The organism is Burkholderia sp. KL41 (genome assembly GCF_057005415.2).
Genome location: NZ_CM174447.1, coordinates 2077656 through 2091019 on the forward strand (window position 1 = coordinate 2077656; position 13364 = coordinate 2091019).

At 67.6% G+C, this 13364-nt stretch carries 12 protein-coding genes; 6 read left to right on the forward strand and 6 right to left on the reverse strand.

Translation table 11 applies throughout. The features are described from left to right. The 3 genes from nthB to PQB87_RS26770 all read left to right on the forward strand — a co-directional run bounded on the left by nthB (nucleotide 1) and on the right by PQB87_RS26770 (nucleotide 2685). A complete protein-coding gene (gene nthB, locus PQB87_RS26760) occupies nucleotides 1-654 on the forward strand; it encodes a nitrile hydratase subunit beta (RefSeq protein WP_027791483.1) in 654 nt (217 codons plus the stop codon). Further along, nucleotides 651-1913 carry a GTP-binding protein gene (locus PQB87_RS26765; protein ID WP_489242920.1) on the forward strand — a complete coding sequence of 421 codons (1263 nt, stop codon included), beginning with the start codon at nucleotides 651-653 and terminating at the stop codon, nucleotides 1911-1913. The genes nthB and PQB87_RS26765 overlap by 4 nt, the downstream gene beginning before the upstream one ends. 184 nt (nucleotides 1914-2097) lie before the next feature. Further along, entirely contained in the window at nucleotides 2098-2685 is a 588-nt protein-coding gene (locus PQB87_RS26770; RefSeq protein ID WP_059683393.1) for a LysE family translocator, read from the forward strand. Between the two features lie 72 nt (nucleotides 2686-2757). On the opposite strand, the gene PQB87_RS26775 is transcribed toward PQB87_RS26770, so the two are convergent. After that, entirely contained in the window at nucleotides 2758-3603 is an 846-nt protein-coding gene (locus tag PQB87_RS26775) for a helix-turn-helix transcriptional regulator (protein ID WP_113045176.1), read from the reverse strand. A 170-nt stretch (nucleotides 3604-3773) separates the two neighbouring features. Between PQB87_RS26775 and PQB87_RS26780 the strand changes: the two genes are divergently transcribed. Then, nucleotides 3774-4568, forward strand: coding sequence for an SDR family NAD(P)-dependent oxidoreductase (locus tag PQB87_RS26780; protein ID WP_226145937.1), 795 nt, complete (start codon nucleotides 3774-3776; stop codon nucleotides 4566-4568). A gap of 24 nt (nucleotides 4569-4592) precedes the next feature. On the opposite strand, the gene PQB87_RS26785 is transcribed toward PQB87_RS26780, so the two are convergent. The 5 genes from PQB87_RS26785 to PQB87_RS26805 form a co-directional block, all read right to left on the reverse strand. Beyond that, nucleotides 4593-4967, reverse strand: a complete 375-nt coding sequence (locus PQB87_RS26785; RefSeq protein ID WP_049097651.1) for a hypothetical protein — start codon at nucleotides 4965-4967, stop codon at nucleotides 4593-4595. A 212-nt stretch (nucleotides 4968-5179) separates the two neighbouring features. Then, nucleotides 5180-6250: an AI-2E family transporter gene (locus PQB87_RS26790; protein WP_059683387.1), complete on the reverse strand. Its 1071-nt coding sequence runs from the start codon at nucleotides 6248-6250 to the stop codon at nucleotides 5180-5182. A 124-nt stretch (nucleotides 6251-6374) separates the two neighbouring features. Beyond that, entirely contained in the window at nucleotides 6375-7484 is a 1110-nt protein-coding gene (locus PQB87_RS26795) for an NADH:flavin oxidoreductase/NADH oxidase (RefSeq protein WP_489242921.1), read from the reverse strand. 141 nt (nucleotides 7485-7625) lie between these two features. Further along, the gene (locus tag PQB87_RS26800) at nucleotides 7626-8312 is read right to left on the reverse strand and encodes a type 1 glutamine amidotransferase domain-containing protein (RefSeq protein WP_059683383.1); all 687 of its coding nucleotides are present in this window, start codon (nucleotides 8310-8312) and stop codon (nucleotides 7626-7628) included. 387 nt (nucleotides 8313-8699) lie between these two features. Then, on the reverse strand, nucleotides 8700-9740 hold the full coding sequence (locus PQB87_RS26805) for a substrate-binding domain-containing protein (protein WP_489242922.1): 1041 nt from the start codon (nucleotides 9738-9740) through the stop codon (nucleotides 8700-8702). A 187-nt stretch (nucleotides 9741-9927) separates the two neighbouring features. On the opposite strand from PQB87_RS26805, the gene PQB87_RS26810 reads away from it, so the two are divergent. Then, nucleotides 9928-11505, forward strand: coding sequence for a glycoside hydrolase family 68 protein (locus tag PQB87_RS26810; protein WP_489242923.1), 1578 nt, complete (start codon nucleotides 9928-9930; stop codon nucleotides 11503-11505). A 175-nt stretch (nucleotides 11506-11680) separates the two neighbouring features. After that, complete coding sequence (locus tag PQB87_RS26815) at nucleotides 11681-13318, forward strand: glycoside hydrolase family 32 protein (protein ID WP_489242924.1); 1638 nt, start codon at nucleotides 11681-11683, stop codon at nucleotides 13316-13318. The last annotated feature ends 46 nt before the right edge of the window (nucleotides 13319-13364 follow it).

Genomic DNA, 13364 nt, shown 5'->3' on the forward strand with positions numbered 1-13364 from the left:
ATGGACGGCTTTCACGACCTCGGCGGATTCCAGGGTTTCGGCCCGGTGCCGCATACGATCAACAGTCTCGGCTACAAGCCGGTCTTCAAGGAAGACTGGGAACATCTCGCGTACAGCCTGATGTTCGTGGGCGTGGACCAACTGAAAAAATTCAGCGTCGACGAGGTACGCCACGCGGTCGAACGCATCGACGTACGCCAGCATGTCGGCACGCGCTACTACGAGCGCTACGTGATCGCGACGGCGACATTGCTCGTCGAAACCGGCGTGCTCACGCAGGACGAACTCGACCGCGCGCTCGGTTCGCATTTCCGGCTCGCGAACCCGCCGACATCCGGCGGCCGGGCGGCACCGCCCGACTCGACGCGGTTCGAGGTCGGCGAGCGTGTCGTCGTTCGCGACGAATACGTCAGCGGGCACATCCGCGCGCCGGGCTACGTTCGCGGCAAGGAAGGTGTCGTGCTGCACCGGACGACCGAATCGTGGCCCTTCCCTGACGCGATCGGCCACGGCGACACCGGCGCCGCCCGTCAGCCGACCTACCATGTCGAGTTCCGCGTGAAGGATCTGTGGGGCGACGCCGCCGACGACGGCTATGTCGTGGTCGACCTGTTCGAAGGCTACCTGGATCGCGCGTCCGGGCAGAGCGCATGACGACGCCGGGGAAGCAAGGCGCGCCGGCCGCCCCTGGCCCGAGGATTCCGGTCACCGTGCTGTCCGGCTTCCTCGGCGCCGGGAAGACGACGTTGCTGAACCACATCCTGCGCAATCGCGCAGGACTGAAGGTCGCCGTGATCGTCAACGACATGAGCGAAGTGAACATCGACGCCGACGATGTGCGGCGCAACGTCGAGCTGCATCGAGGCGAGGACGAACTGGTCGAGATGAGCAACGGCTGCATCTGCTGCACGCTGCGCGCCGATCTGCTGGAGCAGATCAGCACGCTCGCGCGGCAGCGTCGTTTCGATTATCTGCTGATCGAATCGACCGGCATCTCGGAGCCGATGCCGGTCGCGGAGACGTTTGCGTTTCTCGATCCGGACGGTTTCAGCCTGAGCGAGCTGGCACGGCTGGACACGCTCGTCACGGTCGTCGACGGCGAGACGTTCGAGGACATGATCGCGTCGGCCGAACCGGTCGCGCACGACGCGGCGCTCGCGAGCGACGGCAATTCCGGTCCGCCGCGCAAGCTGTCGGACCTGCTGCTCGAGCAAGTCGAATACGCGAACGTGATCCTCGTGAGCCGTCTCGACCGGATCGGCCACGCGGGTTTCGACCGGCTGCGCGCGATTCTTGCGTCGCTGAATCCATCCGCGCGAATCCTGCCGATGCAGCACGGCAAGGTCGATCCGTCAGACGTGCTCGATACCCGGCGCTTCGATCTGCCGGCGCTCGTCGAATCGCCGGGATGGATGCAGCGCATGCAGATCGACGAACGCCCCTCGGAATCGGATGCGTACGGGATCGCGTCGTGGACCTATCGCGAACGTGCGCCGTTTCATCCGGCGCGCCTGCTCGCATGGCTGCGTCGTCCGTGGGACAACGGCCGACTGCTGCGCTGCAAGGGTTATGTCTGGGCTGCGCACCGCCATGCCGAGATCGCCATGCTCGTGCAGACGGGCGGCGCGTTCCAGTGGGGTTACGTTGGGCGATGGTGGCGATTCATCCCGCAGTCGGACTGGCCGCACGACGACTATCGCCGCGACGGCGTGCTGAAAAAATGGGAGGAGCCTGCGGGGGATTGTCGGCAGGAAATCGTGTTCATCGGGCAGTCGGTCGATCACGACCGCTTGCGTCGCGAACTCGATGCGTGCCTGCTGACGGTCGAGGAAATCGACGCGGGCCCGGAGTCATGGCGGCGGCTTCCGGAAGGCGACGCGTTCGACGCGCTCGCGGCGGCCGCTCATCCGTGACGTGAGACTCGATGCCTTCGGTTGCAACGCCTGCGTCCAACGACTTTCGAGCACCGTTGAGCGCTGTGCCCGGTTCGGCGTTGCCTGAATCCGGACAGCGCCGCCGAGGGCAGTTTTCTTCAATACCGGCACGCGCGGCTTCTTTAGTCTCGATGCGACTTTGACATTCGCATGGAGGCACTCAATGAGCATGCTGGTTTCGATGGCCGCGTTCGCGCTGGCGTCGTCGATCACACCCGGTCCCGTCAACATCGTCGCGCTCAGCGCGGGCGCGCGCCACGGTCTCGGCGCAAGCCTGCGGTATGCGGCCGGCGCGACGCTCGGCTTCGTCGCGCTGTTCCTGCTGATCGGCCTCGGGCTGCACGCGGCGCTCGCGCGCTGGCCGATGCTGACGACGGCCACGCAATGGTCGGGGATCGCGTTCCTGCTCTACCTGGCGCTGCGGCTCGCGCTCGACGACGGCCGGCTGTCGGCCGACCCGGACGTGGCCGGCCCGTCGGCGGCGTCCGGCGCGGCGATGCAGTGGCTCAATCCGAAGGCGTGGCTCGCGTGCGTGGCCGCGATGGGCGCATACGCGGCCGACGGCGACCGCGCGCAGGTCTGGCAGTTCGCCGCGCTGTATCTCGTGATCTGTTTCGCGTCGATCGCTTGCTGGGGGTATGCCGGCGCATCGCTGCGGCACCGGCTCGCGAACGCGCGGAGGATGCGCGTGTTCAACCGGCTGATGGCGCTGCTGCTCGCGGGCAGCGCACTCTTTCTGCTCGACGTGTAGGGCACGCCCCGCCCGACTCGCCGCTCAGTTCGTCGCTCAGTTCGTCGCTCAGTTCGTCGCTCAGTTCGTCGCTCAGCTCGTCGCGCTGCGGTACTGGCCGGGCGTCGCGGCCGCGATCCGCCGGAACGCGCGCTGAAAATGCGCCTGGTCGGCAAAACCCGCGTCGAGTGCAACGTCGGCGATCGGCCGGCCGCGGCGCAGCTCCGTGCGGCCGTACTGCACGCGGCGGTCGATCAGGAACGCATGCGGCGTCATGCCGTAGCGCGCGTTGAACGCGCGGATCAGGTACGACGGCGACAAATCGGCGGCCGCGCAGATCGCATCGAGCGTGACGCCCTCGCGGCAATGCGCGGCGATGTAATCGGCCGCGCGCGCGAGCTTCGCGTTGTCGTCCCCGGCGCGCGGGCCGGGCAGCTCGCGGTCGAGCGCGCCGTGCAGCGCCGTGAAGAATTCGACCGCCGCGCTCTCCTTGCCGAGCGGATCGACCGAAGGCGACACGAGTGTGCGATAGAAACCGCCAAATTGCGCGAACAGGTCGTGCCGTTCGGTCAACTTCGGCGAAAAGCCGTGAAAATCGCAATTCGGATCGCGGCCCAGCGAATGCTGCAGCCGCGCGAGCCACGGCACGTCGACATAGACCATCCGATACGCCCACGCGTCGGGGCCGTACGGGTTGCACGCATGCACCTGTTCCGGATCGATGATCACCAGCACGCCGCGCCCGACGTGCTCGTGCGTCGCGCCGTTCACGTAGGTGCTCGTGCCGCCGACGATCGCGCCCACCGAAAACGTGTCGTGCGTGTGCTTCGCGTAACAGATCGCGCGGCCGTCGTCGACGGTGCGCGCTTCGATGAACGGCAGCGCGGCGTCGCGCCAGAACGGCGACGGGTCGATGGATCGGTTGGCGGTACGGCTCACGCGGCGGGCTCCCGGTTCGGACGGCGAACGCTCACCGTACAAGACTGTGCGGCGCCGCGCAACCGGATCGCCACGCTTCGATGCCGGATTGCGCCGTTTCGCCTAAGCTTTGAATTCCGTCCGCCGCGGCACACGCGGCGGTTTTCGTTCACTCCTCTCCCGTCACGCTCATGCATATCGATCTGAAAGGCAAGACCGCGGTCGTCACCGCCTCCACCGCCGGCATCGGGCTCGCGATCGCCGAAGGGCTCGCACGCGCCGGTGCGCGCGTCGTCGTCAACGGCCGCAGCGACGCGTCGGTGCAATCGGCGCTCGCGCAACTGCGCGCGGCAGTGCCCGGCGCAAGCTTCGACGGCGTCGCCGCCGACCTGTCCGACGCGGCCGGCGTCGCGCGCATCACGCAGCACACACCGGAGGCCGACATCCTCGTCAACAACGCCGGCATCTACGGCCTGAAGGCGTTCTTCGAGATCGACGACGCCGAGTGGGAACATTACTTCCAGATGAACGTGATGTCCGGCGTGCGGCTCGCACGGCATTACCTGAAGGGGATGATCGAACGCAATGCCGGGCGCGTCGTGTTCATTTCGTCGGAATCGGGCTTGAACATCCCGGTCGACATGATTCATTACGGATTCACGAAAACCGCGCAGTTGTCGATCGCGCGCGGCCTCGCGAAGCTCGCGGCCGGCACCAACGTGACCGTCAACTCGGTGCTGCCGGGGCCGACGATGTCGGACGGCGTGCGGGCGCTGCTGAAGGAAACGGCCGACGAAACCGGCCGCAGCGTGGAAGACGTGGCCGTGGAATTCGTGCGCAACCATCGTTCGAGCTCGATCATCCAGCGGCCGGCGACGCCCGAGGAAGTCGCGAACCTGGTGGTCTACGTGTGCTCGCCGCAGGCTTCGGCGACAACCGGCGCCGCGTTGCGGGTGGACGGCGGCGTGGTCGACACGATCGCGTGACGGCGGGCGGGCGCGGCCGCCGCGCTAGCGCGAAGCGGCCTTGCCCGGCTGGAGCGTGCCCTTGCGGTCGGCGTTCATGCACGAATCGAAGCCGTGTTGCGTGACGATGCCGGCCCTGTCGAACACGACGAAATATTCACGGTGATCGTTGCCGTGCTCGATGAAGTAGTTGTAGCAGACGCCGCTGCCGTTGCGGACCATCCACACGCTGCGCGGGTTGCCGGCCGCGCGGACGACATCGGCGCGCGTCGCGCCGTGCCGCGACGCGGCCCGCGCGAGCGGCGTGCGTGAATACGAAAATGGCAGCCACGAGTCGAACCACGCGCAGCCGTGCAACATCAGGCAGCTGGCGGCCAGGGACAGCGTCGCTGCGGGACGGGCCATCGAAATCAATCGCATGCTTGAGGAAATCTGCTGCGCCGCGCCGGCGCGATCGAAAGCCCCATGCTACTCGACCTTTGGGTCCGGATCGAAAAGAAATGTAGAGATCTTTATACGAATCCCTGCATGTCATGCCCGCACGCCAGCCCGGTCGATGCGACCCGCGGATGCTTGTACGCGCATCGAACCCGCCGCGCCGATGCGTCAAATCGGCACAACGTCGCGCATCGTCACGCGATCCACTCGGCCCACAGCATCGTCAGCACCGTCATCAGCGCGGGGCCGACGAACAGCCCGATCAGGCCGAACGTCTCGGCGCCGCCGAGGATGCCGAACAGCACCAGCAGGAACGGCAGCCGCGCCGAGCTGCCGATCAGCACCGGCCGCACGAAATGCTCGGCGACGAACACGACGACGAAACCGAGCACGGCCACCACGACGGCCCACACCGTCGCACCCTGCACGAACAGCCAGAGCGCCGCACCGCAGAACACGATCGGCGCGCAGAACGGCAGCATCGCGGCGATCGCCGTGACGAGGCCGAGCAGCGCCGCATGCGGGACGCCGGCCAGCGCATACGCGATGCCGAGCAGCGCACCCTCGCCGAGCCCGACGACGACGAGCCCCGTCACCGTGCCGTACACGGCCTTGACCATCCGGTCGATCAGTTCCGCGCCGTTGTGCCCGAACGCGCGCCGCGCGCCCTGCAGCAATGCGCCCGACAGCTTGTGGCCCGCGCGCAGGATCACGAACAGCGTGACGAGCATGAAGCCGAATTCGAGCAGCACGTGCGCGAGCTTCGTGCCGAACTGCCGCCCGAACGCGAGGAATTTCTCGCTGTTGACGCCGTGCATCGCGCTGGCCGCATGCAGCGGATGGCCGAGATTGGCCTGCCACCATTCGGTGATCTGAGCCGAACCGTAAGGCAGCCGGCTGACGACGTCCGGCAACGGAATGCCGCTGTCCTGGACCGACTTCAGCCACTCGCGCAGGTCGTGCGCCTGCCCGATCGCCTGGCCGGCCGCGACCGCGATCGGCAGCACGACGAGCAGCGAGATCGCGGCCGTGATGACGGTCGCGATCAGCGTCGGCCGGTCACGGAACAGCCGGTGCGATTCGAAGCATTTGAGCAGCGGCCACATCGCGATGGCGATCACGCAGGCCCATGCGATGGCGGGAATGAAGTCGCGGATGATCCACAGCGCGAGCACCAGCAGCGCCGCATACAGCACGACGCGGGCAATCTGCTGCGCGCGCGGCCGTGCGGCGGAGTCGTGAGACGACGGGACATGTGCGCCCATGGCACCTCTGTCGAAATGAAAAATGGCGGTTCGCGCAGGCAACCGGCCTGCATGAACCGCCATTCTATCCATCGGCGCCGGATCGGCGACGCGCAAGATGCGCGCGCCGTGTCGACAAGGCCGCTCAGGCCGCCTTGTCGGCGATCCGGTAGCGCTCGAGCCAGTGCGCGTACGGCGCGGGCAGCGTCCACGACGGACGCTCGACGCCGAGCTGCTTGGCCGCGTAGTACGGCCAGTGCGGATCGGCCAGATGCGCGCGCCCGACCATCACGAGATCGAGTTGCTCTTCCGCCACCACGCGGTTCGCCAGTTGCGGCGTGTCGATCCCCCATGCGGACGACACCGGCAGCCCGGCCTCGCGGCGCACGCGCTCGGCGATCGGCGCGAGGAACGCCGGGCCCCACGGAATCTGCGCGGCGGGCGTCGAGAAGCCGACCGACACGCTCAGCATGTCGAGCCCTTCCCGCTTCATCCGCTGCGTGAGCGCGATCGACTCGGCGAGCGTCTCTTCGTCGCGGCCGTCGTATTCGATCACGCCCAGGCGCGCGGTCAGCGGCAGGTGCTCGGGCCAGACCTTGCGCACGGCCGCGAGCGTGTCGACGAGGAAGCGGCCGCGATTCTCGGCCGAGCCGCCGTATTCGTCGGTGCGGTGGTTCGAATGCACCGAGAAGAAGCTCTGGCCGAGATAACCGTGCGCAAAGTGCAATTCGAGCCACTCGAAGCCGAGATCGCGCGCACGCTTCGCCGATGCGACGAAATCGGCCTGCACGCGGGCGATGTCGTCGGGCGTCATTTCACGCGGCACTTTCGGCAGGTGCGCGCCGAACGGCACGGCCGACGGGGCGATGGTCTGCCAGCCGCGCGGATCGCCGTCGGCGATATGGTCGTCGCCTTCCCACGGGCGGTTCGCGCTCGCCTTGCGGCCCGCATGCGCGATCTGGATGCCGGGCACCGCGCCGGCCGCCTTGATCGCCGCGACCGACGGCGCGAACGCTTCGGCCTGCGCATCGGTCCACAGCCCCGCGCAACCCGGCGTGATGCGGCCTTCCGGCGACACGGCCGTCGCCTCGGCGATCACGAGGCCCGCGCCGCCGCGCGCGATGCCGGCCAGATGCACGTGATGCCAGTCGTTGACGACGCCGTCCTCGGCGACGTACTGGCACATCGGCGGCACCGCGATACGGTTGCGCAGCGTGACATCCTTGAGTTTGAACGGTTCGAACAGGGCAGACATCCACGGCTCCTTTGCTTGGTTCTGCAAAACGACGGGAAACGCGCCGTGCGGTACGCACGGCGGAACGATTCGGGCCGTCGCCGGACGGCTTGCGCCCGGCGACGGATACGGTGCGGCGCCGGCACGGCCGGCGCCACCGGCTCAACGGCGGCCGAGTTGCGCGAGCAGCGCCTCGGCGGCGGGCGCCGACGACGCGGGGTTCTGCCCCGTGATCAGCAGCCCGTCGGTGACGATATGCGGCGCCCAGTCGGCGCTGCGTTCGAATTGCGCGCCGTTGGTCTTCAGCATGTCCTCGACGAGGAACGGCACGACTTCCGTCAGTTCGACGGCCGCTTCCTCGCTGTTGGTGAAGCCCGTCACGCGCTTGCCGCGCACGACCGATTCGCCGGTCTGCGGATTCTTCACGTGACGCAGCACGCCCGGCGCGTGGCAGACGGCCGCCACCGGCTTGCCGGCCGCCAGCGCGCGCTCGATCAGGCCGATCGAATGCAGATCCTCGGCGAGATCCCACAGCGGGCCATGGCCGCCCGGGTAGAACACGGCGTCGTAATCGTCCACGGACACGTCGGCCAGCTTGCGCGTCGACGCCAGTTCGGCCTTGGCCGCCGCATCGGCTTCGAAGCGGCGCGTCGCGTCGGTCTGGGCGGCCGGATCGCTGCTTTTCGGGTCGAGCGGCGGCTGGCCGCCCTTCGGCGATGCGAGCGTCAGCTCGACGCCCGCATCCTTGAACACGTAGTACGGCGCGGCCAGTTCCTCGAGCCAGAAGCCGGTCTTCTTGCCGGTGTCGCCGAGCGTGTCGTGCGAGGTCAGGACAACCAGAATCTTCATGATCGGACACTCCTTCGAAAAGTTGATGGGAACGGGGCCGCATGACCCAAAAAAACGGCCGGCGCGGTGCGCCTGTCCGTTAGTCAGCTGTGACTCGTCATCGTGCGACCCGCGTATCCGAATGCGGGATACGCCTATTAGACCAGTCGTCTAGAACATTCGAAAATAAAACGACGGCGTCCTGCCGCGCTACCCGCTTCGCAGCGCGAGATGGCATTTTCGCGTCTTGCTTGCATGCGCCACGGACGTCGCCGCATTCACGAGGACGGATGATAGTCGCGAATTAGACCGGTCGTCTAGTAATCGGGTAATCATCCCTGCCGTCGTCATGGGCTTTCTCGAGGGGCGCGATCCGTCGGTGTCCGCAGGTGCTCGCGCCCCTCGCCTTCACCGCGCCGGCTGGTCGCGCAACGGACCGTCGGTGTCGCCCGCCTCGATTACCGGTGCCTCGAGCCGGTGCTCGCGCACGCCGTCGCCCAGCAGGCGCAGCATCAGTTCCGCGAGCGAGCGCCCCGACGCGTGGCCGGTCGGCTGCACGACCGCCGTCACGCGATGCGGGTGCGCGAGGCCCGGCGGCACGCCGTCGTAGACGATCAGCGACATGTCCTCGCCCAGGCGCAGCCAGCTGTCCACCAGCGCCCGAAACGCGCCGCCGCCCGCGATATTGTTGTCGACCAGCAGCGCCGTCGGCCGCTCGGCGCGCGCGAGCAGCGCCCGCACCGCCTGCAGCCCGCCGTCGTGCGTGAACGGGCACTCGACGAGCAGCGCCGGGTCCGGCTCGATGCCGGCTTCGCGCAGGGCCGACAGATAGCCTGCACGGCGCTGCGCGGCGAAATTCAGGGCAAGCGGCGCGCTGATCATCGCAATGCGCCGGTGCCCGAAACCCGTCAGCCGGCGCACCGCGTCCCGCGCGCCCGCTTCGTTGTCGAAGTCGAACCACGCATACGGCTCGGCCATCCGGGTCCGGCCGTAGGCCACGTACGGAAACGCGCTCGCCTGCAGGTACGCGATGCGCGGATCGTCGACCAGCGTTCGCGCGACGATCAGGCCGTCGACGAGTTTGCCTTCGACGATGCGCCGATAGGTGTCCAGTTCCGCATTCGGCCGCGCCGACGCGATGATGAAATCGAGATTGCGTTCCGCGAGCCGCTCGGTGATGCCCGCGACGACCTCGCCGAAACGCGGATCGCCGAGGTCTCCCGCGCCGAACGGATAAACGATCCCGATCATGTCGGCACGACCGGTCGCCAGCCGGCGCGCGGTCGGGTCCGCCACATAGCCCATTTCCCGTGCCGCCCGCGCCACGCGCTCGCGGGTCGCCTCGCTGACGTCGTCGTAACCGTTCAGCGCACGGCTGACCGTCGTCCGCGACAGCCCGAGCGCGTCCGACAGCGCCTTCAGATTCACCTTCACCGTCACTCCTCGCATTCGCCGATCCGCCCGGCCGCCCGAACATCGGGATGCACCGGCCGGGTAATTATTTCCAATTGGTAACGATTACCGTCAAATAAATATCTTTTGCGTTCCAAACCGGTTTGAAATAGCATCCAAACCGGTTTGGACATCGATGCCCACTCAGCCGTTCACTTTCACCTTCCCAGGAAACGACGACGAGATGACATACTTTCCCCTTTTCCGCCCGACGACGACCAAACGTTTGCTCCTCGCTGGCGGCGCACTTGCCGCCTTCGCGTCCGTCGCGCACGCGCAGTCCGGCGGCACGGGCGCGCCCATGCCCACACCCCATACGCAGCAGGCCTACGATCCCGAAGGCAACTTCACGATGCGCTGGACGCGTGCGGACATCCGCCAGATCGTCGCGCAGTCGCACACCGCCGGCGCCGACAAGAACTCGCTGCCGCAAACGCTGACGATGCCGGACATCCCGCAGGATTTCCCGCTGATCAACTCGAACGTGTGGGTATGGGACACGTGGCCGCTGGCCGACCTGCACGCGAACCAGCTCAGCTACAAGGGCTGGGAGGTGATCTTCTCGCTCACCGCCGATCCGCACGCGGGCTACACGTTCGACGACCGTCACGTCCACGCCCGCATCGGCTTCTTCTATCGCCGCGCGGGCATCCCCGCGTCGCAGCGCCCCGCCAACGGCGGCTGGACCTGGGGCGGCCACCTGTTCCCGGACGGCGCGAGCGCCAAGGTATTCGGCACCGCACCGATGACCAACAACGCCGAATGGTCGGGCTCCGCGCGCCTCACGAACGGCAGCAACGTCAGCCTGTACTACACGGCGACGTCGTTCAACCGCTCGGCGCCCGGCGGCGCGGACATCACGCCGCCGCAGGCGATCATCACGCGCGCCGACGGCAACATCCACGCCGACAACACGCACGTGTGGTTCACCGGCTTCGACAATCACAAGCCGCTGCTGCAACCGGACGGCAACTACTACCAGACCGGCCAGCAGAACACCTACTTCTCGTTCCGCGATCCGTTCGTGTTCACCGACCCCGCGCATCCGGGCAAGACCTACATGGTGTTCGAAGGCAATACGGGCGGCCCGCGCGGCGCACGTACCTGCACCGAGGCCGATCTCGGCTATGCACCGAACGATCCGAACCGCGAAGATCTCAACGCGGTGATGAATTCGGGCGCAGTGTATCAAAAGGCCAATGTCGGCCTGGCGGTCGCGACGAACCCGCAATTGACCGAGTGGAAGTTCCTGCCGCCGATCCTGTCGGCGAACTGCGTCGACGACCAGACCGAGCGCCCGCAGATCTACCTGAAGGACGGCAAGTACTACCTGTTCACGATCAGCCACCGCACGACGATGGCGGCCGGCGTCGACGGCCCGGACGGCGTGTACGGCTTCGTCGGCAACGGCATCCGCAGCGACTTCCAGCCGCTGAACGGCGGCAGCGGCCTCGTGCTCGGCAACCCGACCGACTTCTCCGCGCCGGCCGGCGCACCGTATTCGCAGGATCCGAACCAGAACCCGCGCGAATTCCAGTCGTATTCGCACTACGTGATGCCGGGCGGGCTCGTCGAGTCGTTCATCGATGCGATCGGCCCGCGTCGCGGCGGCACGCTCGCGCCGACGGTGAAGGTCGGCATCAACGGAACGTCGACGGCGGTCGATCGCACGTATGGCCGCGGCGGGCTCGGCGGCTACGGCGACATTCCGGCGAACCTGCCCGCGACGGGCGCCGGCCACAACGACGGCAACAGCCAGTGAAGTCGGGATAACCAACCATAACAATCATCGATAAAGGCACGGGGTTAGGGAGGCGCATATCGCGCGTGTCGCGTGCGCGCCTCCTCTTTTTTCCTTCCATCCATTGCGCGCACCGCCGTCGAAAGCGGCAGGCGCCCTTCTTTCCCGCCTTGCACGGCGAAGCACGACACCCCGCATGATATCGACGTCTTTTCGCTTTTCCGCCCGGATCGCCCGGTTGCTGCTCGCCTGCCTGGCCTGTACCCAGGTCGCTGCCGCGCCTTGCCACGCGCCGGCTGAAGACGGCACCCCGCAATGGCGACCCGCGCTCCATTACACGCCGCAGCGCAACTGGATGAACGATCCGAACGGGCTCGTCTACGACAACGGACGCTATCACCTGTTCTACCAATACAATCCGCTCGGCAACGACTGGGGCAACATGTCGTGGGGCCACGCGACGAGCACCGATCTCGTCCACTGGCGCGAGCAGCCGGTCGCGATGCGCGCGAACGCGACGGAGGAAATCTTCTCCGGCTCGATCGTCGCCGACACGCTCAATACGTCCGGCCTGGGCACGCCCGGCCACCCGCCGCTCGTCGCGCTTTATACGAGCGTGTACAAGGCGGGCTCCGGCCACGCGCCGGGCATTCAGGCGCAGTCGCTCGCGTACAGCCTCGATCACGGCACGACGTGGCAACCTTACGCACGCAATCCGGTGCTGACGCTCGACCCGGAATCGAAGCAATTTCGCGATCCGAAAGTGTCGTGGTATGCGCCGGGCGGCTACTGGCTGATGACGACGGTCGTCGCCGATGCGCACGTCGTGAAGCTCTATCGCTCGGACGACCTGATCCACTGGAATTTCCTGAGCGACTTCACGCGGCCGGGCGTGCCGCACGACGGCGCGCTGTGGGAAATGCCCGACCTCGTGCCGCTGCCGCTCGACGGCGACCCCGCACGAACACTGTGGGTCATGATCGTCAACGTCAACCCGTGGTCGATCGCCGGCGGCTCGGGCGCGATGTATTTCGTCGGCAACTTCGACGGCCGCACGTTTACGCCGGATCGCGTCGCCCCCGCCGGTTCCGATCCCGCGCAATTCCACTGGGTCGACCATGGCGCGGATTTCTACGCAGCCGGCACCTTCTCGGGCGCACCCGGCTCACGACCGGTCGCGATCGCGTGGATGAGCAACTGGGATTACGCGGCGAAAGTGCCGACCGCGCCGTGGCGCGGCGCGATGACCCTGCCGCGTGAACTCTCGCTGAAAACGATCGACGGCGAACCGACGCTCGTCGTCGCGCCGGCCGCCGCGTTCGACGCATGGGCGGACGGGCGGCCCGCCGTGCACGAAGGCGACCTCACGGTCGACTCCGCGACACGCGCGCTGTCGCCCGCGACGCGCGGCACCGTCCAGCGCATCACCGTCACGATCGAGCCGCGGCACGCGGCGCGTGCCGGCCTGATCGTCCGGCGCTCGGCGGACGGCTCGGTCGGCACCCGGATCGTGTACGACACCGTGAAGCGCACGCTGACGCTCGACCGCTCCCGCTCCGGCGAAGCGAATTTCGCCGGCACGTTCAGCCGCGAACACATCGTGGATCTGCCGCTCGAGCACGGGCGGTTGCGGCTCGAGATCGTCGTCGATCGCGGCTCGGTCGAAGTGTTCGCGAACGGCGGCCGCGTGGCGCTCACCGACCTGATCTTCCCGCCGCCCGACGCGGACCGCGTCGCCGTGTTCGCCGAGCACGGCCGCGCGACGTTCTCCGGGCTCACGGTGACGCAGCTCGAAGCCGGCGGCGACAGGCATGACGCCTGTGCGGCACGATAGAAGCAACGCGCGGACGCGATCCGTCCGCCGGTGACGGAGGCTGTCC